The organism is Mycobacteroides sp. PCS013 (genome assembly GCF_049532645.1).
Classification (GTDB): Bacteria; Actinomycetota; Actinomycetes; order Mycobacteriales; family Mycobacteriaceae; genus Mycobacterium; species Mycobacterium gwanakae.
On sequence record NZ_CP150131.1, the window covers coordinates 3,884,337 to 3,909,925 of the forward strand.

Consider the following 25,589-nt stretch of genomic DNA (forward strand, 5'->3'; position numbering starts at 1 on the left):
GTCACTCCACCGCATGTCCTGGATCAGCTCGGGGGCGCGATGGGTAGTGTCGGCCCGCCCTGAGGTGTAGGGATGGTGAACCTCCCCTTGGGAGTGGGGTCCGTGGTCTTCCCGAGGTCGGCACCCATGGGAGGTCCGGCAGTGTCGTCGCCCGCGGGGCGCGGAGCGTTCTTGGCCCCGCGGATCAGAACCGCCGGATCGTCGTTGGCGCAGTACGTATAGATAGGCGGTTCCGGGAAATCGGCCGATGAGGGCGGTACTCGCGGGGTGCCGTAGTCACAGGCGTAGCGCGGGTACAGATCTGCCGTGGCCCACACACCACCGTCGCGCATGGTGTCAGCGATGCCACCGAACACCGAGCCCCGGTAGTTGGGGAAGAACGCGTTGATGGCTGGGGTACGCACGTACAGCATCTGCGCTGTCGAAGCGAGGTTGGCCAGGAGCGCGACCATGGTGTCGGAGTTGTCGGCGAACAGGTTGTCGACGGCGCCCAGGGTTTTGGGGGTTTGATCGACGAGGGTGCGGTAGCCGTTTTGCATCTTCTCGATGCCGCGCAGGGTGCGGCCCAGCTCGTTGGCGGTGGCTTGGATGCCCGAGTTCTTGTCGGCGGCCAAGGTGAGCACCACCCGGCTGGTCTTGAGCAGGCTGGTGGTCTCCGGCAACACCGAATCCAGGGTGCTCAGCAAGAAGGTGCCGCCGTCGATGATCTCGGTGAGCTTGCGCGGACCTTCCTTGCTCAGGCTCAGTTCCTTCTTGATGAGCTCCAGCTTCTTGGGATCCACCTGCGCCAGCAGACCATCGGCATCGGCCAACAGCTTGGCCAACGTCACCGGCACCTGCGCACCCTCAGAGATCACGGCGCCGTCCTGCAGAAACGGGCCTTGCTGACCGGGCCCGCCCTCGAAGTTGAGGTACTGCTCACCGGCTGCCGACAAACCCGTCACGCGGACTTTCGCCGCAGTCGGAATCCGGTACCTGGATTGAATCTCGGCGGTCGCATTCACACCCTGCTGGGTAATCTCGAGCGACTGCACCGTCCCAATCTTGACCCCCCGCAACGCCACATCCTGATTCGGTAACAACCCACCGGACTCCGGCAGCTGCACCATCACCCGATACGTCGAGGCAAATGGGTTGACGCGCAACGCGCCTACGAACAGATAGACCACCGCCACGACCATGGTCAGCGCCAGAGCGATACCCGACAACGCCGCCTTCTGGCGGTGGCCCGCACGCACAGCGCCGACCAGAGTATTTGCAACCGCGTTGATCATCGCCCACCTCCCGGAGCGGGCGGGATGGTCTCGATGACACCGGGCTCGGTGGGGCTGGGGCGCACCGGAACTTCCTGCCCGTACGCACCCTGGCCGACGACGCGTTCCTGCAAGCGCCATAGCGTGTACTTAACGGACCCCACCAGTTGCGCCCAGTTGTATCGCTTAGGGCCGTGTAGACCTGTGTCGGCGTGAGAACCCGCATCGGGTATCGAGCCGAGAACCAACTGGTCTATTCCCGCAGTGAGGGACAGCGAGTTACCGGCGGTTGCTTTGATCGCGGTGGGCATGATCCGGTTGAAGGCAGCAAGGCTGGTATCGGGATCCAGCGCCACGTCATTCCATGCCTTCGCAACGGTATTGGCGTCCTTGATAACGCTGCGACCACTGGTGTCGGTACCGGCAATCGATGGGAACTTCTGCAACTGCTTGGTGGTGTCGCCCGCCATCACCAAGAGTTCGGACAGCTGCGCGGTATTGGCGGCCAGCGTCTCCGTGGCCGGCCCCGCCGCCGTCACGATATCGGTAATAGCCTGGTTCTTGGCGTCGATCCGGTCAGCCAGCTGCGAAGTCTGGGTAAGGGCGTCAGAGATCTCCGCTGAGCGTGAATTCAGCTTTCCCAGTAACTGATTGGAGTCGTTGATCAGATCGCCGAATGCCTGGCCCTGATCACCGGTCGCCTTTCCGAAACCATTGACAATATTGGTCAGGTTGCGTACGGCGCCCCCGTTGGAGGCTAGCGCGGCCGAGCTGAGTACCGATTCCACTGTGGCGGCGGCGGTCGTCGAGTCCAGACCGATGGTGTCACCGTCTTTCAGGAGCGGGCCATCCGACAGTGCCCCCGCAGGGGGCCGGATCGAGACAAAAACATCACCGAGTGGTGTGGCCGAACGCAATTCGGCGGTGCTGCCCTTGGGCAGCCGAACCCCGTCAGAAATGCGCAACGTAGTGATCGCCGTGTAGTTACTCACGTGCATCTCGTCGACCTGTCCCACATCGGCACCGGCGAGTTTGACCTTCGCACTGTCCGGCAGGTTGAGGACGTTGGCGAACAGCGCCGTGAGGCGGTATCCGCCGCTGCCGATACCCGGCGCGGGCAGGGGCAGGTCACCGAGACCGTTAGTGGCACAACCACTCAACACACCAGCGGCCGCGACCGCCGAAGCCGCCAGTATCTTGCGCGCGCCCATCACTTCTGCCCCATCGCCGCGAGTCCGTCCAGCATGTAGGTCAGCCCAAAATCGGGTCCATAGTCCTGCAATGTCCCGGTGCCACAGCCCAATTGACGTAGGCCCATCATGTTGCAGATTTCCTTGTCCATCTGGCTCTCGAATAGCAGCCGGTCGGTCATGAACCGGACACGCAGCCGCTTGTTATCCTGGTCCACGACGTTGTACATGTTGTCCCATGCCAACGGCTGGACGTCGATCCACTCGGAGATCTCACGCTGGTTGTCCACTACCGCTTTGAGCGCGGTGTTGGAGTTGAGGATGGTTTGTTTGAGGTTGTCGCGATTGGCCTCGACAATGTCTCCAGCTTGCTTCACCAGATCGTTGAACTTGTGCCCAGTGGACCCGGTTCCCAATGCCTCATCATCGAGGATTTGGCTCAGTTGGTGAACAGTAGAGGCGAATTCACGCAACTTGCCATCGTTGGCTGCCGCTGCGTCAAACAGCGAGCTGACGTTCTTGATGATGGTGGTCAACTGCTCGCGGGTGGTCACCCCACCTTCGGAACTCAGGCGCAGCGCCTTGGATAACTCACCGAGCCCGGACTTGATCTTCTCCCCGTTGTTATCGGCGACCCCGGCAGCCGAGTTGACGATATCGGCCACCGGCCCCTGACCCTTGCCATCTCCTTTGAGGGACAATGAAAGCCGGTCCAGCATGCCTAGCACCCTGTCGAACTCCACCGGGGTTTTGGTGTGGTCCAATCCGATGGTGTCACCGTCTTTGAGAGTCGGCCCGCCGCGATAGGGCGGAGACAGCTCGACCTGGCGGTCGGTCAGAATCGAGGTGGACAGCGTGACTGCCTGGACATCGGCAGGCACCTTCACATCTTTGTCGACCGTGAACTGCACCTCGACGTAACCGGATTGCGGCGTGATCTTCGTAATCTTTCCTACCGGCATACCGAGCACCGCAACGACATTCGACTCATACAAACCGGAGGCATTGTCGAACTGTGCGGTCAGCGTGATGTGATCGAGTTGCGATTTAACGAAATACGCCCCCGCGCCGATGACGGCCGCTGCCAGCACGACTACCGTGCCGACCATCGCGATCAGCCTGCTGCGCCTAGCGCCCATTGTCATCATTTGCAGTCCTTGAAGTACGGGATCATTCCGAATTGCTTGGCGCGCCCACTGATCGCACACATCCACGAATCGACCAACAGGCCATTCGACAGGTTGATGTCGATAGCGTTGCCGGTACCTGTCGAGTTGGCGATACCGCGTATCAAGACCGGCGCAATCGGGTAGAGACTGCGTAGCAGATCGTCATGCTTACCCAGCATGTCGGAAAGCCCCCGCGCCGTCTTGAGCATCTCGTCGAGCTGCGGGCGGTCCTTGATCAGGACCTTGCTGAGCTGCTCAACCAGGTTCGTGAATGACTGCAGCATTGCGTGAAAAGTGGCGCGGCGGGCCACGAGTTCACCAAGCAGATCTTGTCCCTGGTTGATCAGCACGCCAATGCCGGACTGCTGGCGACGCAAGGTGTTAGTCACCTTTTCGGTGCTCTCGAGCAGCGTCCCCAACTGATCGCGCCGCTCGGCGATCACCGAGGACAGCGACTGGATGTTCGCCATGGCCTCTGGCACCACGTTGGGCAGTCCCTGCAGCTGCTTGCCGAGGATGCTCAGTGACTGAGCCACCTTGTCGAAATCGACTTGGTCAAAGGTGTTCGTCGCCCCAGCCAGCGCGGCCTGCAGATCGTAAGGAACCTCGGTATGCGCGAGATCAATTGTCTTGCCAGGCAACGCCCCCGCACCCTTGGGCTGCAGGTCCAAGTACCGGGATCCCAGGATGGTGGTGACACGGATCGAGGCTTTGGTGTCCTTGCCCAACGTGATGTCGTCTCGGACGCTGAGCCCGGCTTCAACATGGTCACCGACCAGTTTCATGCCGGTGATGTTTCCGACGGGTATACCCGCCACCGTGATCGGCTGACCCGCGCGTAACGAGGCAGCCTGCGCGAATTCCGCCGTGTAGGTGGTGTAGCCCAAGCCCATGGCCTTGACCAGCAGCATGCCACCCACCAGCGCAGCGATTGCCGCGATAGCGATGAACCCGAGCCAGGTCTTGTTGTAGGTCTCGACCGGCCGATTCTTGATCCTCTGCCATCTGGATTGCTCAGCCATTGGCCATGTTCCGGCATCGCGGGGTGTGCTGGGCGACGTTTCCCGGCGTAGCGGCGTTGACGATGATCGGTATCACGTCATTGAGACCGGGGAAGAAGCCGGTGAGGTTCAGGTCGCACATGTAGACGTTGATGAACGCTCCCTCGGAGTAAAAGCGAGACAGCCCCTTCAGAGTGAGCGGCAGGTTGGCTCCCAGGAACGCGTACTGCGGTTCAATACTCACCACATGCTTTCCGAATCCGGGCTGGCGGGTGATGAGTTCGTCGAGCGAAGGGTATACCTCGTCGGTGATCTTCGACAGGCGCCTCATGGACTGCGCCATCGAGCCCACCGAGGACACCAGCTCGGGCCGCTTGCGATCCAGATCCGACACCGTCTGCCGTGTCTGGGTCAGCATCTTGTCGAGGTTGTCGTTCTGCTGCGCAAGATTGCCCGTGACGGTGTTCAGGCTGGTGATGGCATTACCCAACGCCTGGTCACGCCCCGCAAACGTCTTTGTCAGAGTTGATGTTTGACTAACCAGCGTGACAATCGAGGCATTGTCACCTTGCAGTGACTGAATAACGCCCTTGGTCAGATTGTCGGCCTGCTCGGGCGACAGCGTGCTGAACAGCGGCTCGTAACCGTTGAGTAGCGTGGTCACGTCAAACGACGGGTCCGTGCGCTCCACTGGGATGGTCGACCCGCCCGGCAGCACATTGGTGTCGCCCGACTTACCCAGCGCCAGACCGAGGTAACGCTGGCCCACGATGTTCTGATAGGTCACCGAGGCAACTGTGTTGCCGTACAGCTTCTGGTCGTTCTGGACCACGAAGTCGACCTTGGCCTGGTCGTTGTTGACCAGCTCGATCTTCTGCACGCGGCCTACCCGGACCCCCGCCATGCGCACGTCGTCGCCGTCACGCAGTCCGTAGACATCGGTGAACACCGCCGAATACGCCGTAGTACTTCCCGATACATCGCGGCGAAGCGTGGCGTACACCAACCAGCCGAGTGTCAGCGCCACAGTCATGAAGACCGCAAGCCCGATCAGCGGGCCACGGAATTTCATTGCGGTCCTTCCTTCACGAACGACACCGCGGTCCCGCGGGCCACGGGGCCAAGCAGCAGTTGTGTGGCAGGAGTCCGCAGACCACCGGTGATCACGCCCAACTGATCCCGTTCATGCTGACTACCGACTGGCCCGACGTTCCCGCCGAACGATGCGGGCACGACGGGCACGCCTCCACTGTCATGGGCGCCGGGAGCTACCGGCGCGGGCGGGATCGGCGGTGCCTGAGGCGGCGGAGGTGGCTCCAGATCATCGGGATCGTGGGTGCCCGGAACACGCGGCGCCGGAAATGGATGCCATGGCGGCAGAGGCGGGTTGGGGTCCGTAAGGTTCGGGCCGCCCGGCGGCACCACGTACGGCGGACCCACCGCAACCAGATTTCCGTTGGGGCCCACGACTGTTCCGCGAGGCGGTTGCAGATTCGGCGGCACCTTGTAGTTCTGCGGAAGCAACGTCTCGGGCAGATCCGGTCGCACTACCTGTTCCGGAGCGGTGAAACAGCTCGGCCCCTTCAGATCCCCGTACCGCGGACAGTCCACGCGCGTATAGGTGTAGCTCGGAGCCAGAGTCACCGCGATTGGCATATGCGGCAGGTCCCGATCTGCCACCCACATCTGCTCAAACCAGTTGCGGGACAGCTTGTTCATGTTCCGGAAGATCGGAACGAACTTGTCGGCATTAGTGGCGAAGACACCGATCGGGGGCGTCATGTGTGTGGTGATACCGATCAACTGGTCGGTGTGGTTATCGAAAGCCTGCTTGGTGGTGCCCACCGTGGTCAGCCCCGCGTGTACCAGACTTGTGAGCTGCTCACGATTTTCGGCGAGCGTCTGCATCGGCCGCACCGCCTGATGTAGCGAATCCAACAGATCGGGTGCAGTCTGCTTGAGGCCTTCAGTGGCATCGAGAAGTGCCGAGATCGTTGAGGGGCCCGAGTCAGTCGCCACCACCTCGTTCAATTGGGTAATAAGCCGGTTGAGCTGGGCGCCGCCGGTGAGCAGTTTGACGCGGCGACTGTCGGTAGCGGCGGCTACCGCTGCGAGGATGCCCACCGAATTGTCCTCGCGACCACGGCCGGTGGCATTGAGAACATCACGCAACTTGCTCACGGTGGTCTGGAACAGCACCGTCGGCAACTCTTGGTCTTCGGCGATATGGGCTCCGGCACGGATGGGCGCACCCGGCCCGCGGTCAACAAGCTGCACCGAAGACACCGCGAACACATTGCTCGGCACCACACGGGCGGTTGCTGTCGCCGGGATTGCCTTGGCGTACTGCGGTTTGAGGTTGATGTGTACGAAGTTCGGCTTGTTACCGGTGGCCGGGGTGACGTCGTCTACCTCGCCGACCAGTACGCCGTGATACTTCACGTCCGACTTCTGCGGCAGCCCATCCCCGACATTCGTCAGGTCGGCGACCACGCGCAGGTAATCGTCGAGGCGGCCCGCAGACTTGAGCAACATCGTCGCGGTGAGGGCCACGATTGCGATGAGCGTGACGGCGGCCATGGTGAGCAGCTGCCTCTCGGACGGCCCCCGGCCGTCCACTTCGAAAGAGTTTGGCATCTAGCCACCCAGCCTCGCGCCGGCGTCCACACTCCAGAGCGCCATGGTGAGCAGCATGTTGACGACGATCACGATGGTGATGGCCGCACGCATGGCGTGCCCGGCGGCGATGCCGACGCCCTCAGGGCCGCCGCTTGCGTAAAAGCCGTAGTAGCACTGGATAGTTGAGGCCAACCACACGAACACGACGGTCTTGATGACGGAGTACACGACATCGATACCACTGACACCGATGCCGAAGTAGTGCAGATACGAGCCCACCGAGCTCCCGCTGAGAATCTGCACCATAACCTGGCAGGACAGGTAGCTGACGGCCAGGCACGCGACGTACAGCGGGATCACGGCGATGATCGATGCCATGAGGCGAGTGGTCACCAGGAACGGAATCGGTCTAATGGCAACCGAATCCATCGCGTCGATCTCCTCCGCGATCCGCATCGAGCCGAGCTGCGCGGTGAACCGGCAACCCGCCTGCATCGCGAATGCCAACGAGGCCATGATCGGCGCCAGCTCTCGCGTGCTGGCCAGCGAGCTGATGATGCCGGTTGCCGGCCCCAGACCCAGCAGATCCAGGAAGTTGTACGACTCGATGGCCACCAGTGCGCCAGCCGTGATCCCGAGGACCAATGCCACCCCGGCCGTTCCTCCACCCACCACCAATGAGCCATTGCCCCAAGCGATATCGGACAGGTGTCGCAGGAACTCCTTGCGATACTGCCGCAGCACCACGGGCACACCGGCAAGAGCCCTGAAGAAGAAGGCAACCATATGACCGAAACGGGCCATAGGAGAGCGAATCTTGTTGTAAACGACGACAAACGGACGAAACCGTGGCGACAGATAGCTGGATACCGTCATGTCACAGCCCCGTCCGCGGGAACATCATGATGTACAGCTGGCTGATGGCGACATTCACGATCATCAACAGCAGGATCGATTCCACGACCGCTGCGTTGACGGAGTTGGCGACACCGATGGGTCCGCCCTTGGTGGACAAACCCTTCTGGCACGCCACCACCGCCACGATGGCGCCGTAGATGATGGCCTTCAGGACCGCCAGAATCATGTCGCCAGGCGTCGCGAAGGAGGCGAACGTGGACACGAAGCTGCCCGGCGCACCGTTCTGCCAGTAGACGTTGAACAGGTACGCGCCGAGAAACCCGACGAAGCAGACGATCGCGGTGAGCGCGACGGCGATCATGATGGCGGCCGCGAATCGGGGCACCACCAGCCGCCGGATCACGGATACACCCATGACTTCCATGGCGTCGGTCTCCTCACGCATAGTGCGCGAGCCCAGGTCGGCGGTGATGGCCGAGCCCACGGCCGAGGCCATCAGCACCGCGGCAACCAGGGACGCTGCCTGGCGGATGATCGCGATGCCGCTGGCGGCACCCGCCAATGAAGTCGCACCCACTTGGCCTGCAAGTAGCGCGAATTGGATCGACAGCGTGACACCGATGGGCAGTGTCACCAAGATGACCGGCGTTACGGCCGTCGCGGCCTGGAATGCACCCTGCCGAACGAACTCCTGCCACTGGAACTGCCCGGTGAACAGGTCGACAAAGAACCATTGAATGGTGCGCACGCCCAGCATGAACTGCTCACCAACCGTGCTCAAGGATTCCAGCGGGTGACGCCTGACGTACCCGGTGGCCCAGTCCTCGATTGCCGCGACGCCGTCTCCCGTAGCGACTCCGGTTTCCGACCCGCTCACGGCCGACACTGGCGCAGCGCCACCCCTAGTCCAGTGGGACCAGACGCATGAATCGTCGCACCACGCATTCCAGACTCCTCGTTGACCCGGTATTCGCTGGGCGCCAAGGGCTGCGGCGCCAATGTGCGTTGACGCTAGATGATGAAGCGTTAATTTAACAGTTGGTAATATCCTAAATCACACCGATCGGTGTACTGTGTCGTGGGTCACAGTTTGTGATGATGTGCCGCCAGAGCCGGTCGGAAGCACGCGCTCAACGGGCTGAATTACATTGGTGAAAAGCATTTTTGACATAACGTGTGCCCGCTCACAGTCTCGCTGGACGGAGGCGCCATCCTTGGCTGGCCGCCCGCGGAGTGCGGTGTCGATCATTGCGTTCTGAGCCATAAACGCGGGTCCAGGAGCCGCACGTCACACTCGCGTTGATCTGCCAATGTTTGCTGAAACTGCACTCGCCGACACCAACGGTGAAAGCAGGGAAAGCCGGAGAGCCCTATTCGTCCAGTCCGTGTTCGATGGCGTACCGCGTGAGTTCCACACGGTTGCCCAGCTGCAGCTTGCGCAGGGTTGACTGCACATGATTCTCGACGGTTCGGTGACTCAGCGACAACCGTGTGGCAATCTGCTTGGCGCTCAAACCCTTCGCCACCAGACGCAGTACCTCGGTTTCCCGTTCGGAGAGCCGTGGCGTGTCGTCGCTCTCGGTCGACGGCGCGCTCGACATCCGCCGAAACTCCCCGAGTACCAGCCCAGCCAGGCCCGGAGTGAATACCGCCTGCCCCTTGGCCGTCGCCTTCACGGCATCGATGAGCTCGGTGGCAGACGCACTCTTGACCAGATACCCCGTGGCTCCGGCTTTAACCGCTTCCAGCACGTCCTCGCGTTCAGCCGAAGCCGACAGCACCAAGATGTGGCTTCCCGGAGAGGCCGCGAGTACCGCGGCAGTTGCCTGTGCTCCGTCACCGTCTGTCAGCTGCATATCCATCAGCACCACATCGGGTCTCACCGTCGCGGCAATCCGCCCAGAGGAGGCAACCCCGTCGGCAGTGGCCACAACCCGCAGCCCCGCCGCCTGCAAATCGCGAGACACCCCATCGCGCCACATGGGATGGTCATCGACCACCATCACCGAAATCTGCTCACTGTCAATGCTTTCCGGATTTTCGGTCACAACCCCACCTCCTGCGACCTGGGCACCGTGATCTCCCATTCGGTGCCTGCGCCCGGCGCTGTCTCCAGCAGGACAGCCCCGCCCAGATCGGCTACCCGGCCCAGAATCGATCGGGACACCCCCATCCGTCCCTCACGTTCTGCCTGATCCAGCCTGCCTGCGGCGATACCACTGCCGTCGTCGCGCACCGTCACGACCACCGAATCGTCGAGATCTTCGATAAGCACATAGGCGTGTGCCTGCGGCCCGGCATGCAAGGCCACATTGGACAGCGCGCTACGCACCACGGCCGCCAGCTCGCTGGCCATGTGCTGACCGATGAGCACCGGAGAGCCCGGCGCAGAGACCGAGACCGCGGTACTGGCCTGTGTGCGCAATAGTGGACGCAGATCGACCAATTCGTCGTCGGCCAACATCGTCTGGGTAGCCCCGGAGATCAGCTCCCGGAGGGCCACTTCCTGCTCGCCCGCGATGGCCGCCAGTTCCGCTGTCGGGCCACCGATCTCGGTGCCCCGCCGCTTCACATAGGACAGCACCTGGAGCACCCCGTCGTGTACCTGCCGTGCGAGCCGCTCGCGTTCGATGGCCGCTGCTGCCGCACGCTCCGCGCGCCGCAGCTCATGGAAGGTGCGCTTCGCGGTGGTCGATGCGGCACCAATCGCGAGCCCCACCACCACCAAGGCCGGCATGGTGGAATCGAGCCACAATGCGCTCACGGGCAGCCCGCGCGCAGCGATGCTGATGGCGGCCAGGACGAACCCCGAGATGACGCCGGCGAGCTGTCCGCGCAGCAGACCCATGGACACCACCGCATTGGCCACCCATAGCGTGGTCGGCAGCGTCTGATGTCCGCTGTACCACTGCACATCGACTACCAGCCGGCCGGCGAGCATCAGCGCGATGACTATCACCTGATCGCACAGCACTAGCTGCCAGCGCCGGAGCCAGTTGCGCGACAGTGCGACTGCCGCGAGTCCGGTCCATATCGCCATGCCTGCGTACAGCGCCCAGCTCAGTGCTTGCCGGTCGTAATGGGTGTAGGAGGTCAGCTGTGAGGCCAGCAGCGCGTACCCGAAACTCGCCAATCGGAACACCTGCGCGGCACGCCACAGCGATGCCGTCGGATCGTTACCGCTCACCCAGCGTGGGACGGTTCCGTGTCCGGATGCCATAACGGTCCGTCAGTCCTTGGGCGGAGCCGGGCCCAATTCCGGCACACCGTTGCTTGGACCGGCGCCGACTGCGGGTGGGCCACCGTCGGGCACCATCTCTGGATCGAGGATTTCCGCTTCCTCTTCTCCTTCAACCAGATACGGATCGGCGGAGTCCTCGGGTTCGATGAGGGCCCGGATCGCGGTGTTGAGCACCGCCACGGTCGGCACCGCCAGAAGTGCGCCGATGATTCCGCCCAGCACGCCGCCCGCGGCGATCGACAGCACCACCGCCAGCGCGTGGATCTGCACCGCATGGCCCATGATGAGCGGTTGCAGCACATGGCCTTCCACCTGCATCACCACGATCACGATGACCAAGATCATCAACGCGGTAAAGGCTCCCTTGGTGATAAGTGCGATGAATACCGCCACAAACCCGGAGATCGCCGCACCAATGATGGGGATGAAAGCACCCAGAAACACCAGCGAGGCCAGTGGAAGCGCCAGCGGCACACTGAAAGCCGCGAGGCCCACACCGATACCGATGGCATCGACCAGCGCCACCGCGACCGTGGCGCGCACGTAGCCGATCAGCGAACCGAAGCCGAGAGCACCGGCGCGACGCACCCGCGGCCGCACCGCCGTCGGGAAGATTCGGGTGACGAACTCCCAGATCTCCTTGCCGCCGTAGAGGAAGAAGATAGTGGTGAACAAGGTCAACACCGCACCGGTGATGATCTCGGTGACCGTGGTCGCCGTCGCCAGCGCCCCGCTGGTGACCCTTCCCTGGTTGTCCTTGATGGCGTTGACCAGAGCATCGCCGGCCTTGCCGATCTGGTCCTCACTGACGTGGAACCGACTGTGGATCGCCCAGTTCTTCAGCGACTCGATGCTGTTGGTCAGCTGCGTCGACAGGTCCGGCAGACCCTTGATGAACTGGTCCACCACGAAAGTCAGGATCCCGCCGACCGCCGCGGTACCGGTCAGCATGACCACGACGACTGCCAGCGAACGCGGAACCTTATGCCGCTGAAGGTAGTTGACTGTGGGAACCAGCAGCGCCGAACCCATCAGGGCGAGCAGCAGCGGGATGGTGATCGTTTTGAGATGCCAGAACAACCACAACGAGGTGAGCCCGAAGGCAAGCAGCACCAGCAGGCGCCAAGCCCATGCCGCCCCCTTGCGCACATACGGATGAACCGACTCGGCTGCGTCAGCGTGCGTCATGCGGCGAGCCTAGCTCAGCAACTATCCCTTCGGCGCAGGCTCGGCAAGTACCTCGGTCAGCCACTTCACGACGAGCTCGGGCTGCTCATCGACGATGAAGTGACCACAGTTGGGCACCTCGGTGATGTTCAGATCGTCGGCGTGGTCTTTGAAGCCGTCGAGCAGCGACGGGTGCACGGCGACGTCGTCGAGCCCGAACAGCACCCGCACCGGCATCGCGAGTTTCTGATCGTCGTATGGGCCGCGCGCCAACCTGGCGAATTCCTTGCCGACCATCGACCGGTAGATCTTGGATCCGGCCACCCGGCGGTCACGGTCACGGAAACAGCCGCGGAAGAAGTCCACCGACTCCTTGGGCATGCCGCTACGGCGGATGAACCACCACAGGGTCGGCGACAGGTGCGATAGCGGTCCGACGACGGGGGCTCCCACCACGAGCTGGTAGGCCAGCTTGTGGGCATGCCTGGCGACACGGCCCGGCTCCTGCCACACCGGCGGAATGTTGAGGATGGCCAGCCGCTTGATCCGCGACGGCGCCTTCAGGGCCACCAGCTGCGCCGTCCAACCACCCCAGTCATGTCCGACCAGGTCGAAGGATTCGAGCCCCAGCGCGTCGGCCGCGGCCAGCACATCGGAGGCGAACTGCTCCTTCTCGTAGCCCGCCGGAGCGACCTCGCTCCACCCCGCGCCACGAAGATCGACGGCGTGCACGCGGTACCCGGCATCGGCCAGGGCCGGAATCACCTTGTGCCACATCCACCAGTTCTCGGGCCAGCCGTGCAACAACACGACCGGTCGTCCATCCTGCGGTCCGGCTACGGCGACGTGGATCTTCACGTCCCCGGCTTGCACATATTCGTGGGTCACGCCCTCGAGGACGGGCATGCTGCGCTGCGTCATGAACCGCACCCTACCGCGCAGTAGGTTCCGTGGCGCGAGCGCGGCCTCCACATATGCATCCGTAAGACCTGCAAGAACTGGCATGCTTCGTCATAGCGGGCGGATAAGAGTACAAGTGAAGTAGACCGATCGGAATACCTAGGTGATGGAACGGCTGCGCGAATGGTTTCGGGCCATGCATGTGCTGGGCCCCCGCTGGACGGTGTTCGTGGCATCGATGGTCGGCATCAATGCCGCCACCCTGCTGTTGCTGTTCTACTTTCTGCGCCATTGGATGCCGTTCAAACGGCCGGCCGACGACTGGGTCTTCGAGAACGGTCCCCCGTTGTTCTGGCTGCTGTTCGGAGTCATGATCGTCACCAGCGTGGGCTGGGCGCTGCATATGGAACACCGGCTCGCCCGCTGGTACTGCCGGGGCGGGCCGCCCACCGCGCTGGAGTTACGCACGGCGTTGACCGCCCCCCTTCAGCAGTCGCTACTGCACCTCGGTGGTTGGGCCATCGGCGCGGGAGTGTTCATCGCGGTGGGCGCCATGCACGACTCCAAGTGGACTCTGGCCACCATCATCGGGTGTGTGCAATCGGCGACGGCCAGCTTCGGCCTCACCTACCTACTCGGTGAGCGCATCCTGCGCCCCATTGCGGCCAAAGCGTTGAGCGCCAGCGAATTTCACGGACGATTCGCCCCCTCTGTATTCGTCCGAGTCCGCCTGAGCTGGTGGATCGGCACACTGGCGCCGGCCATCGGAATCATCGCGCTGTGCGGCATGGCCCTCTGGAAGCCGGAGGACTTGACCTCCACGCGCGACCTTGCCCTGACCGTCCTGCTCATCGTCTCGACCACCCTGGTCGGCAGTTACGGGCTCGCCCTGCTTACCGCCGGACAGCTGGCCGACCCAGTGCGCCAGCTGCGCACCGCCATCAGCGATGTGGCGCAGGGCGACTTCGAGGCGCGCGTCGACGTCTACGACGGCAGCGAGCTGGGCGTCTTGCAGGCCGGGTTCAACAGGATGATGCAGGTGGGTGAGGAACGTCGTCAGCTGCGTGAACTATTCGGTAAGCACGTGGGTGCCGACGTGGCCAGCCAGGCCTTACAGCTCGGTACCAACCTCGGCGGCGAGAACCGTTATGTCGCAGTGTTCTTCGTCGACATGATCGGGTCGACGTCGATGGCTTCCGACCGCGACCCCGAAGAAGTGCTCACCATCCTCAACGACTTCTTCCGCATCGTGGTGGAAGTGGTCGACAGCCGCGGCGGCTTCGTCAACAAGTTCGTCGGCGACGAAGCGCTCTCGGTCTTCGGCGCCCCGTTGCACCGCCCCGATGCCACTACCGCCTGCCTGGCGGCGGCCCGGGAACTGCGCGACCGGCTCAACGAGGACTTCCCCCATCCCTTCGAGTTCGCCATCGGGGTATCGGCAGGGCTGGCGGTCGCCGGGAACGTCGGTGCGCCGGAACGCTATGAGTACTCGGTGATCGGCGACCCGGTGAACGAGGCATCTCGCCTTACTGAGCTGGCCAAACACCGGCCCAGCCGCCTACTCGCCTCCACAAATGCGCTCTATTTCGCCGACCCCGACGAACAAAAACACTGGGATCACGGCGACTCTGTGCTGCTCCGGGGCCGCACCAGGGCGACACACCTAGCGTGGCCTGCGGGAACCTGAAAGAAGTGGCCAGTCCGCGCCGTTACTGTGGTGCCCGTGCCCGATGACCGTGACCCACTCGACGGCGGCTGTACGCCGCCCGAAGGAAGCGGTCCGGCTTCATGCCCGGACGATCCCGAAGCGGATACCGCACCCCAACCCGTCATCAAGCAGCGGGGAAAGTACTGGTGGATCCGCTGGGCGGTCCTCGTGGTCCTCGCCATCGTGCTCGCGGTGGAAATCGGATTCGTCTCCGATCAGCTGGCATCGGCCTGGCGCAGCCTCAAGACCGCCAACCCGTGGTGGGTGCTGGCGGCAGCGTTCGCGGCGATGGCCTCGATGCACAGCTTCGCGCAGATCCAGCGCACGCTGCTGCGTTCGGCGGGCGTGAAGATACGTCAATGGCGCTCTGAGGCCGCGTTCTACGCCGGCAACGCGTTGAGCACCACATTGCCCGGCGGACCCGTGCTCTCGGCCACCTTTATCTATCGGCAGCAGCGACTCTGGGGCGCGACCCCGGTCGTGGCGTCCTGGCAGTTGGTGATGTCCGGGGTGCTACAGGCGGTGGGTTTGGCGATCCTGGGATTGGGCGGGGCATTCCTGTTGGGTGCCAAAACCAACCCGTTCTCGCTGATCTTCAGCATCGGCGGACTATTGGCCATCTTGCTCCTCGCGCAGGCGGTCGCATCGCGACCGGAGATGCTCGACGGCATCGGGGTGCGAGTCCTTCGCTGGGTCAACGATGTTCGCGGTAAGCCGCCGATGATGGGGGTGGCGCGCTGGCGCGAGATCCTCAAGCAGATGGAAGCGGTGACGCTGACCCGGCGGGCCCTCGGCGAGGCGTTCGGCTGGTCGCTGTTCAACTGGATCGCCGACGTGGCGTGCCTGGCCTTCGCTGCCTACGCCGTGGGCAGCCGCCCCTCCCTGGTCGGTGTCATGGTTGCCTATGCCGCGGCACGTGCCGCCGGTTCGCTCCCACTCATGCCCGGTGGCCTCCTAGTGGTGGAGGCCTTCCTGGTTCCCGGTCTGGTGTCCTCCGGGATGACGCTGCCCGACGCGATCTCCGCCATGCTCATCTACCGCGCGGTCAGCTGGATTTTCATCTCCGCGATCGGCTGGGTCATCTTCTTCTTCCTCTTCCGCAACGAGAGCCAGATCGACCCCGACGCCACGCCGAGCCCATCCAAGGAGCCCGAACCCGCGCCTGACGCTCGTCCAGGCGACCCTCCAAAAAATTCTTCCGATCCCCCGAAATAAAGCGGACTGTGGTCCGGTTGGCATGAATGTCCTACCCCAACTTTGAGGAGCATTCATGACCACCACCACGCCAGTTCTCGCCCCTGGAACCTGGACCATCGACTCGGTTCACTCAGACATCACCTTCTCCGTACGCCACCTGGGTGTTTCGAAGGTTCGCGGCTCGTTTACCGACTTCAGCGGTGACATCACTGTCGCCGAGGACGGCACTCCCTCGGTATCGGCCACCATCAACGTGGCCTCTGTCGACACCCGCAACGACCAGCGCGACGGCCATCTGCGTTCGGCCGACTTCTTCGACACCGACAACCACCCCACCGCCACCTACCGCTCCACCTCGGTACGTGCCGACGGTGACGACTACATCGTCGATGGTGAACTGACCCTGCACGGCGTCACCCAGCCGGTCTCGCTGAACCTGTCCCTGGAGGGCGTCGGCCCCGGAGCACAGGGCGGCACTGTCGCCGGCTTCGAAGCCAGCGCCGAGATCAACCGCGGCGACTTCGGCGTCACCGGCGGTGCCGGACTGGTCGGCGAGAAGGTCACACTGACCTTCAACATCGAAGCCGGGCACCCGGAGGCACCCTCCAACTGATCGCCGCACGGCACCCGCTACGGTCGGGGAATGCCCAGCGTGCAACAGAATTCGTCGCCCCAAGCGCCGGTGACATCCGTACTGCTCTCCCTGGTACTGGATGTCATCGGCGTCTTGGTCTTCTGCACCATCGGCCGCCGCAGCCACGCCGAAGGCATCACGCTGGTAGGTGTGTGGGAGACGGCGTGGCCGTTCTTGTCGGGCGCCGGAGCCGGTTGGCTGCTGAGCCGGGGTTGGTCGCGTCCGACATCCGTCGCCCACACCGGGATCGCGGTGTGGGTCTGCACGGTGCTGTTCGGGATGATCTTGCGCCGTCTGAGCAACCAGGGTGTGGCGTTCAGCTTTGTCATCGTCGCCTCGCTGGTGACTGCCCTATTTCTCCTGGGATGGCGCGTCGTCGCGAACCGGTTTGTCGGAACAGCCCGCAGCTGATCAATAAATAGCGAGCCGCCGTCAGGATCTCGTCAACGCGCTTGGATACACGGCCGGCGCCCCCGCAAGCTGACTGCATGGAAGGTCTCGCCGCCGTGCTGGTGCCCCTCGCCGGTTATGCCGTAGTGCTGCTGTCGGTGCGGTATCTCAACCGCCACGACGACATCTCCCCGGCGGGCCCGGAAGCCTTGCCCCGCTAGTCCCCAAACACCGAGTGCGAGCCTCGCGCGGATATCTCCAGAGAGATCCGCGCGAGACTCGCACTCGAATGACGTATGTGCCCTTAGACGCGCGGACCGGGCGCGGGACCTGTGCCCACCGGGCCGGCCGGAGCCGGAGCGACGGCGGCCGGAGCCGGTCCGGGCGCGGGACCGGGGCCCTGCGGGAAGCTGGCAGCCGGTGCCTGGTTCTGAATCGCGGACTGCACTGCAGGGTTCTGCACGAGGGCCTGCGCGGCCGGGTTCTGCGCCACCTGCTGTGCCGCCGGGTTCTGCGACAGCGCGGTCAGCAGCGCGGGGTTGACGCCCATCGCGGCCGGGTTCAGTCCGCCACCGTTGACCACCTGGGCCAGGTCCAGCGGCAGACCGCACTTGGTGCGCAGGTCATTGAGCGGTGCGGCGATGCCACCGAGGGAACCGGCCACATCGGGCCGCGACACCAGATAACTCTGCGTCTTCGCGGCGATCTGGTCCTGCGGGGCCGCCTTGATCTCGGTGAAAGCCGCATCGACGTCGGGATGCTGCTCCAGGTAGCCCGCGGCGTTCTGCACCACGTTGCCGACGGTCTTGGTCATCTTGCTGGCCTGGCATCCATCCGGCGTGGGTGTGGCAGGAGTCACCGTCGCCGCGGCAGGTGCGGCGGCGTTCGGGGCGGGTGCCGGTGCGACGGGAGCCGCCGGAGCCGGGGCGGGGGCCGGGGGGATTGGTTCGGCCGCGGCAATCGGTGCCAGGGCGCTCATCGCGAGCCCGCCAGCGAGAACACCTGCGCTCAGCAAGCCGTAGGCCGTGCGCCGCGAGGTTGTGGCTGACATGACATTCCTCCTACTTGGTTGGGGGATTACAGCCAACGTATCGAAATTCGGCGCCATTTCGAAACACGCACGCGCGTAGTGACCAGAGCGTTACCCACTCTTTATCGTCGGCCAGATTCTGAATTTCAAGATCCTATTTTCAGCTCAGCGCAACGTTGCCAGGGAGCGCGAAAAGCATGTCCAGCCACCACTGGTTTTTCGCCAAGGCCGGCTGTTAGTAAGCGTGTCATCGCAGGTTGCCGGGATATATACGGACAGGGGGCGAGGTTGGTCGCGTTGCTGTAGCATCACGACCACGCCACAGGAGACTGCGTGCGTCACACCGAACGACAGGAACCATCGTGCAGTCAGTCATGATGCGCACCAGCGACTACCTTCGCAGGTATAGGTGGTTGACGGTCGCTGTCTGGCTGATTCTTATTGCCTCCGCGGCGGGCCTGGTAGCCAGTCATGGAGAAAAGCTCACCGGTGGTGGTTTCGAGGTCGCCGGTTCGCAGTCGCTGAAGGTTCATGACGCGATGGAGACCGGGTTCCGTGATCACGGCGCCTCCCCGCTGGCACTGGTCGCCGCGCCCCGGCCCGATGCGACCGTCGCCGATATGACTGCCGCCGTCGACTATCTCAAGCAGGTGGCGGCGCAGATCCCTCAGGTCTCGGTCGAGCCCATCCCCCCGCAGCTGACGCCGCAACCGGATCGCCCGTTCGTCGTCACCCTGCGGATCGGCTTCGATAACACCGGCGCGACAGACATCGCCAAGGACCTTCGCAAGAAGATAGGTGTGCACGGCGGTGAGCCCGGGCAGATCGCCGGTGGCCGCGTCTCCCTCTATGTCATCGGCCAAGGTGCGTTGGGCGCCGCGATGACCGAACAGATCGCCGGGGATATCAAGCAGGCCGAGAAGTGGAACATCCCGGTCATCCTGATCGTGCTGATCGCCGCGTTCGGCTCGCTGGCCGCGGCCTCCCTGCCCTTGCTCCTGGGCCTGTGCACGGTCGCGTTGAGCGTCGCGATCGTCCTCGCGCTGTCCAACATCACCACTATCTCGGTATTCGCCCTGCCGACGGTGACCATGATCGGCCTCGCCGTCGCGGTGGACTACTCCCTTTTCATCCTCATGCGATACCGCGAGGAGCTGAACTCGGGGAAGAACCGGCAGGAGGCGATCGCCGCGGCGATGGCCACCTCCGGGCTCACCGTCACATTCTCCGGCCTGACGGTGATCGCCGCCCTCGCCGGCATCTACTTGATCGGAACCCCCGCGTTGGCATCGATGGCCTCCGGCGCCATCATCGTCGTCGCGATCGCCGTTCTCAGCTCCACCACACTGATGCCCGCACTGCTCGCCATCTTCGGTAAGGCCGCAGCCAACCAGTCCCGATTCCTACGTCTCTCACCGCTACGCAAACATTCAATTCCATTCTGGCGCAAGTGGACCCAAGAGGTTATGCGCCGGCCCTGGCTATCCGCGCTGGGCGCTTCGATTTTCTTGCTCGCACTGGCCGCACCGAGTCTGCACATGCAGGTCTCCAATAGCATGCTGCGCCAATTCGATTCGTCCCATGAGATCCGACGGGGCATCGACGCTGCGGCCGTCGCAATGGGACCGGGCGCGCTCGGACCGGTGCAGATACTGCTCACTTTCGACGGCAACGCGCAAGATCCTCAGCATGCACAAACCCTGGAGGCCGCGAAGGAGACAATCGCGCGGGCCCCCAACATCGCGCGGGTCTCCGATCCGATCTTCTCCACGGGCGGGCATAACGCACTGATCTCGGCAGTGCTGTCGGTAGACCCCGAGGCGAACGCCGCCCGCGACACCGTCAGCTGGATGCGCGCGAATGTGCCCGATGCACTCAAGGATTCGGGTGCCGATATCAGCGTCGGCGGGCCTACTGCGCTGCTGTTCGACTACGACAACAGGGTGGAACACGCACTGTTGGGAGTGTTCGCTTTCGTCTGTGTCCTCGCCTTCGTCATGCTGCTGGCCACGCTGCGCTCGCCGGTGCTGGCGCTCAAGGGCGTGGTGATGACGGTGCTCTCGGTCGCCGCCGCTTACGGCAGCCTGGTGATCGTCTTCCAATGGGGATGGCTGGAATTCCTGGGCTTCCACAAGGCCAACATCGACAGCAGCATCCCGCCGTTAGCGCTCGCGCTGACCTTCGGTCTCACCATGGATTACGAGATCTTCCTGCTAGCACGCGTGCGCGAGCGCTATCTGCGCACCGGTGATTGCGCCGACGCGGTCTCGTTCGGCGTACGCACGAGCGCGCGCACCATCACCAGCGCGGCGCTGATCATGATCGCGGTGTTCATCGGATTTGCCTTCGCCGGAATGCCGTTGGTCGCCCAGCTGGGCGTCGCGTGCGCCGTGGCGATCGCCGTCGATGCGACGGTGGTGCGCTTGGTCTTGGTACCGGCGCTGATGGCGATGTTCAACCAGCGCAACTGGTGGCTTCCGGGCTGGCTGGATCGGGTACTGCCCACCGTGGATTTCGAAACCCCGTGTGTCGACGAGCTTCCGGGCCCGCATACCGAGAGCGCCCTGCGACTTCAGGGATCCGGACTCGAGGAACCGCGCATCGACTACCACGCCATCGCTGTCTCGGCGGCCCGGCTCAAGCGGCTCGCCGATGGCGGCACCGTCGCCGCACCCGATGCCCAGTCGGTGCTCGTGGACCGCTGGCGTGACAACTTGACTGTGGCGCTGGAGGCACTGCAGGCCGGCAAAAACGGATCCGATGCCGACACCGTCGCCATGCCAGGTCCCCTCTCACGAGTGACACCGGTCGAAATCACCCAGGTAAAGCTGCCGACGGGACAAAAGTGTGTCGTGCCCACCGACGCTGAAGCACTACGCATGCAAGGACTGTTGTTGATGCGCCGCAACGCCGAACGCGATTACACCGAGTTCGCCAGGCTCGCATCGCTGATGGAACCGCAAACCGCGGCAAAGGTCCTCGCCGGTCTCGATCAGCATTACTGTGTACAGTCCAATCAGAGGTGGGTTTCCAGTCAGCTGGTGCGACGGCTCGCTGACCCGAAGCCCGGCGACGGTGCAATGGAATGCCCCGCGGTGCGCAGGCAGTGCCTGTCCGTTGCGGTTGCGATGTTGGAGGATGCGAGGTGACGGTCACGAGCGACGCTCCAGCCGTCTCCCCCGAAGTGCCCGATGAGCCTTCGGGTTCCGGCGACATCGGCTCCGGTTCCACTCACGCCGAGCAGCCGGCACGCAGCGACAAGCCGGTCACCCACTGGACCACCTCCGAGATACTCGACGCCCTGCAAAGTGGTGACCTTTCCGATTGGCAGGCGATAGTCCACGCGCTCAAGCGCGATCCCTTCGGACGAACCGCACGCCAGGTTGAGGAAGTCGTGGGCGCCGATGAGCTCTACGGCATTTCGACCGTGCTGCAAGAAGTCCTCACCCGGGCGCGCGACAACCTTGCCGAAGCCGAGCAACGAGAAGCAGCCAACGAGATCAACCTGCTGTTCGAGGCATCCGGTCTGCGCCAGGCCGAGTTTGCTTCCCGCATAGGTGTTTCAAGCGGCGAACTCTCCTCGTACCTGGCAGGCACAACGAGCCCCACGGTCGCGATGCTGGTGCGGATGCGCCGGGTAGCCCGGCGGTTCGGGCGCACCCGTCCCCGCGGATAGCCACCGGGCACATCGCGTTACATCCGGGTACCTGCGTAACCAATGTCAGTTCCCTGAGAGCTGTCCGATCGTTATGGCAGCCCGCCTGAAATCGGCCTAACCTCGTGCCATGACCGACGAGACGAAAACTGACGAACCTACCGGCGCCATTTCGACGCCCGCGCCCCCGCCCGCACCGACGGCCTCCGCGGGAGTTCCGAAGCCTCCCCCCACCAATGTCGGCTGGGCAGTGGCCTCCATTGTCTTCTTCTGGCCGTTGGCGTTCAGCGCATTTACCAATGCACTGAATGTCACCCAGTACTGGCTCACCGGCCAGTACGACCGCGCGCAGGAATCCTCGGATCGCGCCAAGCTCCTCGGCAAGATCGCCCTGCTGACCGGCCTGGTGCTGCTGTTCCTGTTCATCGCCTTCCGCATCGCATGCGCCATCTGGTGGCACACGCACGGTGGCGGCGGTGGCGGCTGGGGACACCACGGCGGCTGGCACCGCACCTGGGATGACGACGGATGGAACGGCCCGGGCCCGATGGGCCGTCCCGGTCGCGACAACTAGTTAGAAGTCATCGGGTGCACTAGGTGCGACGGGCCAGCCGAATGCGATCGCGGCCCGTTGCACCGCACCTGTTCGAAGTTCTCTGACCAAACCTGCCCTGGCCAGCGCCTGCAGGCTGACCCCACCCATATAGACGGACCCGAGATCGCGCACGGTCAACGCGATATCGGCGTCCGCCGTGGTGATTTCGCAGCTGGCACCGGTCAGACTGCCGCGCAGACGGTAGCGTCCCGAATTCTCTGGCAGGAATTCGTCGGTGACCTCCAGCACCACGTCCACCTCGGTGGCGTAGCGCCGCTGCGACAGCGCCTTCGCAATATCGACCAATCGCACGTGGATCGCGTCGCTCACAGCGCATTCGAGTGCAGGGTGGTTCGCCACCAGGTAGCGCAGCTCCTCATGTACCGATGCGCCGTGATATTTGATCTTGCGCACCAGATCCATATCCAGCAGGTAGCGCCACGTCCGCGCGTAGGCGCGCGGGTTGGCACCCAGCACCTCTTGCACATGCAGCTCCGCGTCGGGGCCTGCGTCGCCCCACCCCGGCTTCGGCCGATAGATGGCGAATCCGCTGACTGTTCCATCGGATTCGTAGTGCAGGACGAAGCGGATCTTGCCGGACTCCTTCTGGCGTTCCTCGTTATCCAGCGTCCAGATCGCCCACCACTCGGGCGTACGGGACATTTGGCCGGGCAGTTCGGCGATGGCGCCGTCATACACAGCAGGGGCCGATGCCAGGAAGGTGGCGGCGTCGACTTCCTCCAGGGTGCCGTCGCCCAGATCCACATCCGGCCGGAAAGACAGCTCCTTGACCCGGCCAGACAATTCCGCGGCTTCCGTCGCGACTCCATAACCAAATCGGCCGTAGATCAACGCTTCCGAGGCGAACAGCATGGCGATGGCCTCACCACGCGCGCGGACGTCCTCCAGTTGACGGCGCATCATCGCGGTCAACAGACCGCGACGCCGATGCGTTGGCGCCACCGTGACCGCGGTGATGGCGGCGACCGGTGCGACCGTTCCGCCCGGTAGCACCACGTGACGGCTGTATGCACCCGCCGTCGCCACCCACTTGCGCCCGTTGTGGAATCCGATCATGCGGTCCAGCTCGGTGAACTTGCGGCTGGCCGCTATCTCGTCCTGCTGGGGATCCTGCAGGAACACGGAGTACGCGAAGCTCACGTACGACTGATAGTCGTCCTCGTCTTGAATGGTGCGTAGGGTCAGCTCAGACACATACCCATGTCTACCGTGCCATGCCAAGGCCTGTCACTTGAGTTTTCGGCGTGCCACGGGTCAGCAGGAAAGGAACCGCGGTGTGGACTGCCCCCGATGACACGGCAATCGCCGAGATACTGCTCGAAACAAAGACCATTGCCATCGTTGGCGTTTCGGCCAATCCCGACCGGCCCAGTCACGGCGTCTACCGCTATCTGGCCACACACAGTCCCTACCGAATCTTCTTGGTGAATCCGACGCTCTCCGAGCTCGACGGCCAGACGGTCTACCCGAGCCTTGCGGCGCTGCCGGAGACACCCGACCTGGTCGATGTGTTCCGCCGCCGCGAGGAATTGGCGGGCATCACCCAGGAGGCCATCGACATCGGTGCACGCACACTCTGGTTCCAGCTCGATCTCGTCGACATCGACGCCGCGAACAAGGCCACCGATGCTGGGCTGCAGGTTGTCATGGACCGCTGTACCGAAATCGAATTCGCTCGTATCAGTTCGCGTTAGCCCCTGGGCGGCTGCGCCCCGATCCGATCGATCGGTGCGATGTTGTCCACGAGCCAGCGGCCATCACGCTTGGCGAGGGTCATCCGCAGCGCCAGCACCGATTCTTCGGGTTGCGCTTTCGCGGCAACGCTCGTGCGTCGCACCAGGGTGGCGGTCACGGCGTCTTCGGGTCCCAGGGCTTCGATGCCAACCGAGATGATCTCACCCTGCTGGGAGATTCCCTTGGCCTTGAGCTCGGCAGTGGCCCTGTCGAAGTCACGTGTGAAGGACTGCCTCTGCCCTTCCGTCATGTGCTCGGTGGCCTTGCGCACGTAGGAATCCGGGCTACCCGGGGCGAAATTCACCACCGCCCCGGCCACCGTCGCGACGACGTCGGTCACCGCCGCGCGGTCCGCGTTCCCCTCCCGGTCGGGAACCGTCCAGTGCCGGTACCCCACGACAGCGACCGCCAGCACCGAAATCGTGGCCAGGGCGACGATTCCGGTACGCAGCGCCGGCCCGTCATCGTCGGTGCCGACGGTCACCGAATCACGTCGGGCCAGATAGGCGTTCACGGCTAGACCTTGAGCGATAAGCAGACACGATGCCGTGCACACCACCACCCACCAGGTGGGCCAGCGCAGTATCACGCCGAGTTCGACAATCGCCAGCATCGTGACCAAAGGCGCCAGCAGGTCAAAGATGATGACCCGCACTGTATTACGGCTCATCGCAGCAGCTCCAGACCAGTGATCAGCAACTGGTCCCCAACCTTGGACACGGCAAGCCGGAGGTGCCATTGATTGACCTTCGGGGCGGCATCGGCGTCACGCGTCACCGACGTGGCCACCACCATGACGCGATCCACCCGCTCCACGGAAGGCAGGCCGATTTCCTCATCGGGAATTCTCGCGCCGACCCTGTCAATGGCCACCGCATCGATCTCTCCCGCCGCGTCGGCATCGACCGTTCGCGCGAGCTTCACGACGCCCGCGAGCATCTCCCCCAGATGATCGCTCAGCTGCCCAGCGGTACCGTCCTGCAGCATCTGCACACTGGAGTCGACATTGCTCTTCTTCATGTTGATCAGGGTGTTGACCCAGGTCACCGCGGTATCAAGCACGCGCGAGTCGTAGCGGTCACGGGCCGCTTGGCTGCGATGACCGGCAACGACGAAGACCGAAAGCACCACAGCGACAGCCGTGATCGCACCGAGAACGGCCGACAGCACGCCGTATCGGGAGAAGACGGGTCCGTCTGCGCTGCCTTGGCTGGTTGCCGGGGCCTC

Annotated in this window: 25 protein-coding genes; 9 read left to right on the forward strand and 16 right to left on the reverse strand. The window is 63.8% G+C overall.

Translation table 11 applies throughout. The features are described 5' to 3' along the window. Positions 1-23 precede the first annotated feature (23 nt). The 12 genes from RHO23_RS19350 to RHO23_RS19405 all read right to left on the reverse strand — a co-directional run bounded on the left by RHO23_RS19350 (position 24) and on the right by RHO23_RS19405 (position 13,419). The gene (locus RHO23_RS19350; protein WP_070922318.1) at positions 24-1,274 is read right to left on the reverse strand and encodes an MlaD family protein; all 1,251 of its coding nucleotides are present in this window, start codon (positions 1,272-1,274) and stop codon (positions 24-26) included. Further along, complete coding sequence (locus RHO23_RS19355; protein ID WP_070922319.1) at positions 1,271-2,464, reverse strand: MlaD family protein; 1,194 nt, start codon at positions 2,462-2,464, stop codon at positions 1,271-1,273. The genes RHO23_RS19350 and RHO23_RS19355 overlap by 4 nt, the downstream gene beginning before the upstream one ends. Continuing rightward, positions 2,464-3,591, reverse strand: a complete 1,128-nt coding sequence (locus tag RHO23_RS19360; protein ID WP_064409883.1) for an MlaD family protein — start codon at positions 3,589-3,591, stop codon at positions 2,464-2,466. Before RHO23_RS19360 ends, RHO23_RS19355 begins: the two co-directional genes overlap by 1 nt. Then, positions 3,588-4,634 (reverse strand): MCE family protein, encoded by a 1,047-nt coding sequence (locus RHO23_RS19365; RefSeq protein WP_070922320.1) that lies wholly within the window; start codon positions 4,632-4,634, stop codon positions 3,588-3,590. The genes RHO23_RS19360 and RHO23_RS19365 overlap by 4 nt, the downstream gene beginning before the upstream one ends. Beyond that, positions 4,627-5,685 (reverse strand): MlaD family protein, encoded by a 1,059-nt coding sequence (locus RHO23_RS19370; protein WP_070922321.1) that lies wholly within the window; start codon positions 5,683-5,685, stop codon positions 4,627-4,629. Before RHO23_RS19370 ends, RHO23_RS19365 begins: the two co-directional genes overlap by 8 nt. Beyond that, a complete protein-coding gene (locus RHO23_RS19375) occupies positions 5,682-7,250 on the reverse strand; it encodes an MlaD family protein (RefSeq protein ID WP_064409885.1) in 1,569 nt (522 codons plus the stop codon). The genes RHO23_RS19370 and RHO23_RS19375 overlap by 4 nt, the downstream gene beginning before the upstream one ends. Further along, on the reverse strand, positions 7,251-8,108 hold the full coding sequence (locus tag RHO23_RS19380) for an MlaE family ABC transporter permease (RefSeq protein ID WP_030097351.1): 858 nt from the start codon (positions 8,106-8,108) through the stop codon (positions 7,251-7,253). A 1-nt stretch (position 8,109) separates the two neighbouring features. Then, a complete protein-coding gene (locus RHO23_RS19385) occupies positions 8,110-8,967 on the reverse strand; it encodes an MlaE family ABC transporter permease (protein WP_030097352.1) in 858 nt (285 codons plus the stop codon). 493 nt (positions 8,968-9,460) lie between these two features. After that, on the reverse strand, positions 9,461-10,093 hold the full coding sequence (locus tag RHO23_RS19390) for a response regulator (RefSeq protein WP_064410484.1): 633 nt from the start codon (positions 10,091-10,093) through the stop codon (positions 9,461-9,463). Positions 10,094-10,134: 41 nt separating this feature from the next. Next, the gene (gene macS / locus RHO23_RS19395; RefSeq protein ID WP_423488219.1) at positions 10,135-11,310 is read right to left on the reverse strand and encodes a MacS family sensor histidine kinase; all 1,176 of its coding nucleotides are present in this window, start codon (positions 11,308-11,310) and stop codon (positions 10,135-10,137) included. 9 nt (positions 11,311-11,319) lie between these two features. Beyond that, complete coding sequence (locus RHO23_RS19400) at positions 11,320-12,519, reverse strand: AI-2E family transporter (RefSeq protein ID WP_064409887.1); 1,200 nt, start codon at positions 12,517-12,519, stop codon at positions 11,320-11,322. Between the two features lie 21 nt (positions 12,520-12,540). Beyond that, positions 12,541-13,419 (reverse strand): alpha/beta fold hydrolase, encoded by an 879-nt coding sequence (locus RHO23_RS19405; RefSeq protein ID WP_064410485.1) that lies wholly within the window; start codon positions 13,417-13,419, stop codon positions 12,541-12,543. Positions 13,420-13,561: 142 nt separating this feature from the next. Between RHO23_RS19405 and RHO23_RS19410 the strand changes: the two genes are divergently transcribed. The 5 genes from RHO23_RS19410 (at position 13,562) to RHO23_RS19430 (ending at position 17,548) form a co-directional block, all read left to right on the forward strand. Further along, positions 13,562-15,085: an adenylate/guanylate cyclase domain-containing protein gene (locus RHO23_RS19410; protein ID WP_030097357.1), complete on the forward strand. Its 1,524-nt coding sequence runs from the start codon at positions 13,562-13,564 to the stop codon at positions 15,083-15,085. Positions 15,086-15,112: 27 nt separating this feature from the next. Then, complete coding sequence (locus RHO23_RS19415) at positions 15,113-16,321, forward strand: lysylphosphatidylglycerol synthase transmembrane domain-containing protein (protein WP_423488220.1); 1,209 nt, start codon at positions 15,113-15,115, stop codon at positions 16,319-16,321. A 55-nt stretch (positions 16,322-16,376) separates the two neighbouring features. Then, complete coding sequence (locus tag RHO23_RS19420) at positions 16,377-16,916, forward strand: YceI family protein (protein ID WP_064409888.1); 540 nt, start codon at positions 16,377-16,379, stop codon at positions 16,914-16,916. 30 nt (positions 16,917-16,946) lie between these two features. Next, positions 16,947-17,348, forward strand: coding sequence for a DUF3054 domain-containing protein (locus RHO23_RS19425; protein WP_101312587.1), 402 nt, complete (start codon positions 16,947-16,949; stop codon positions 17,346-17,348). Positions 17,349-17,425: 77 nt separating this feature from the next. After that, positions 17,426-17,548 carry a hypothetical protein gene (locus RHO23_RS19430; RefSeq protein WP_044105399.1) on the forward strand — a complete coding sequence of 41 codons (123 nt, stop codon included), beginning with the start codon at positions 17,426-17,428 and terminating at the stop codon, positions 17,546-17,548. An 83-nt stretch (positions 17,549-17,631) separates the two neighbouring features. Here the strand turns inward: RHO23_RS19430 and RHO23_RS19435 are convergent, their stop codons facing one another. Further along, positions 17,632-18,378: a hemophore-related protein gene (locus tag RHO23_RS19435; protein ID WP_070916053.1), complete on the reverse strand. Its 747-nt coding sequence runs from the start codon at positions 18,376-18,378 to the stop codon at positions 17,632-17,634. A 353-nt stretch (positions 18,379-18,731) separates the two neighbouring features. Here RHO23_RS19435 and RHO23_RS19440 point away from each other — a divergent pair, with 353 nt between their 5' ends. The 3 genes from RHO23_RS19440 to RHO23_RS19450 all read left to right on the forward strand — a co-directional run bounded on the left by RHO23_RS19440 (position 18,732) and on the right by RHO23_RS19450 (position 22,586). Then, on the forward strand, positions 18,732-21,506 hold the full coding sequence (locus tag RHO23_RS19440; RefSeq protein ID WP_423489262.1) for an MMPL family transporter: 2,775 nt from the start codon (positions 18,732-18,734) through the stop codon (positions 21,504-21,506). Then, a complete protein-coding gene (locus tag RHO23_RS19445; protein WP_070932205.1) occupies positions 21,503-22,033 on the forward strand; it encodes a helix-turn-helix domain-containing protein in 531 nt (176 codons plus the stop codon). The genes RHO23_RS19440 and RHO23_RS19445 overlap by 4 nt, the downstream gene beginning before the upstream one ends. Positions 22,034-22,142: 109 nt before the next feature. Then, positions 22,143-22,586: a CD225/dispanin family protein gene (locus tag RHO23_RS19450; RefSeq protein WP_030097364.1), complete on the forward strand. Its 444-nt coding sequence runs from the start codon at positions 22,143-22,145 to the stop codon at positions 22,584-22,586. On the opposite strand, the gene RHO23_RS19455 is transcribed toward RHO23_RS19450, so the two are convergent. After that, positions 22,587-23,822 carry a GNAT family N-acetyltransferase gene (locus RHO23_RS19455; protein ID WP_070916051.1) on the reverse strand — a complete coding sequence of 412 codons (1,236 nt, stop codon included), beginning with the start codon at positions 23,820-23,822 and terminating at the stop codon, positions 22,587-22,589. Positions 23,823-23,902: 80 nt separating this feature from the next. On the opposite strand from RHO23_RS19455, the gene RHO23_RS19460 reads away from it, so the two are divergent. Then, the gene (locus tag RHO23_RS19460) at positions 23,903-24,322 is read left to right on the forward strand and encodes a CoA-binding protein (protein WP_070916050.1); all 420 of its coding nucleotides are present in this window, start codon (positions 23,903-23,905) and stop codon (positions 24,320-24,322) included. Here the strand turns inward: RHO23_RS19460 and RHO23_RS19465 are convergent. After that, positions 24,319-25,032, reverse strand: a complete 714-nt coding sequence (locus tag RHO23_RS19465; protein ID WP_423488221.1) for a hypothetical protein — start codon at positions 25,030-25,032, stop codon at positions 24,319-24,321. The two genes, RHO23_RS19460 and RHO23_RS19465, sit on opposite strands and share 4 nt — an antisense overlap. Continuing rightward, positions 25,029-25,508, reverse strand: a complete 480-nt coding sequence (locus tag RHO23_RS19470; RefSeq protein WP_064410486.1) for a hypothetical protein — start codon at positions 25,506-25,508, stop codon at positions 25,029-25,031. Before RHO23_RS19470 ends, RHO23_RS19465 begins: the two co-directional genes overlap by 4 nt. Positions 25,509-25,589 lie beyond the last annotated feature (81 nt).

Bases quoted from the DNA above. Each gene is read 5' to 3' on its own strand.
- RHO23_RS19350 (WP_070922318.1), bottom strand. From the start codon at position 1,274: ATGATCAACGCGGTTGCAAATACTCTGGTCGGCGCTGTGCGTGCGGGC.
- RHO23_RS19355 (WP_070922319.1), bottom strand. From the start codon at position 2,464: ATGGGCGCGCGCAAGATACTGGCGGCTTCGGCGGTCGCGGCCGCTGGT.
- RHO23_RS19360 (WP_064409883.1), bottom strand. From the start codon at position 3,591: ATGATGACAATGGGCGCTAGGCGCAGCAGGCTGATCGCGATGGTCGGC.
- RHO23_RS19365 (WP_070922320.1), bottom strand. From the start codon at position 4,634: ATGGCTGAGCAATCCAGATGGCAGAGGATCAAGAATCGGCCGGTCGAG.
- RHO23_RS19370 (WP_070922321.1), bottom strand. From the start codon at position 5,685: ATGAAATTCCGTGGCCCGCTGATCGGGCTTGCGGTCTTCATGACTGTG.
- RHO23_RS19375 (WP_064409885.1), bottom strand. From the start codon at position 7,250: ATGCCAAACTCTTTCGAAGTGGACGGCCGGGGGCCGTCCGAGAGGCAG.
- RHO23_RS19380 (WP_030097351.1), bottom strand. From the start codon at position 8,108: ATGACGGTATCCAGCTATCTGTCGCCACGGTTTCGTCCGTTTGTCGTC.
- RHO23_RS19390 (WP_064410484.1), bottom strand. From the start codon at position 10,093: ATGGTGGTCGATGACCATCCCATGTGGCGCGATGGGGTGTCTCGCGAT.
- macS (WP_423488219.1), bottom strand. From the start codon at position 11,310: ATGGCATCCGGACACGGAACCGTCCCACGCTGGGTGAGCGGTAACGAT.
- RHO23_RS19400 (WP_064409887.1), bottom strand. From the start codon at position 12,519: ATGACGCACGCTGACGCAGCCGAGTCGGTTCATCCGTATGTGCGCAAG.
- RHO23_RS19405 (WP_064410485.1), bottom strand. From the start codon at position 13,419: ATGACGCAGCGCAGCATGCCCGTCCTCGAGGGCGTGACCCACGAATAT.
- RHO23_RS19420 (WP_064409888.1), top strand. From the start codon at position 16,377: ATGACCACCACCACGCCAGTTCTCGCCCCTGGAACCTGGACCATCGAC.
- RHO23_RS19425 (WP_101312587.1), top strand. From the start codon at position 16,947: ATGCCCAGCGTGCAACAGAATTCGTCGCCCCAAGCGCCGGTGACATCC.
- RHO23_RS19430 (WP_044105399.1), top strand. From the start codon at position 17,426: ATGGAAGGTCTCGCCGCCGTGCTGGTGCCCCTCGCCGGTTATGCCGTA.
- RHO23_RS19435 (WP_070916053.1), bottom strand. From the start codon at position 18,378: ATGTCAGCCACAACCTCGCGGCGCACGGCCTACGGCTTGCTGAGCGCA.
- RHO23_RS19440 (WP_423489262.1), top strand. From the start codon at position 18,732: ATGATGCGCACCAGCGACTACCTTCGCAGGTATAGGTGGTTGACGGTC.
- RHO23_RS19450 (WP_030097364.1), top strand. From the start codon at position 22,143: ATGACCGACGAGACGAAAACTGACGAACCTACCGGCGCCATTTCGACG.
- RHO23_RS19465 (WP_423488221.1), bottom strand. From the start codon at position 25,032: ATGAGCCGTAATACAGTGCGGGTCATCATCTTTGACCTGCTGGCGCCT.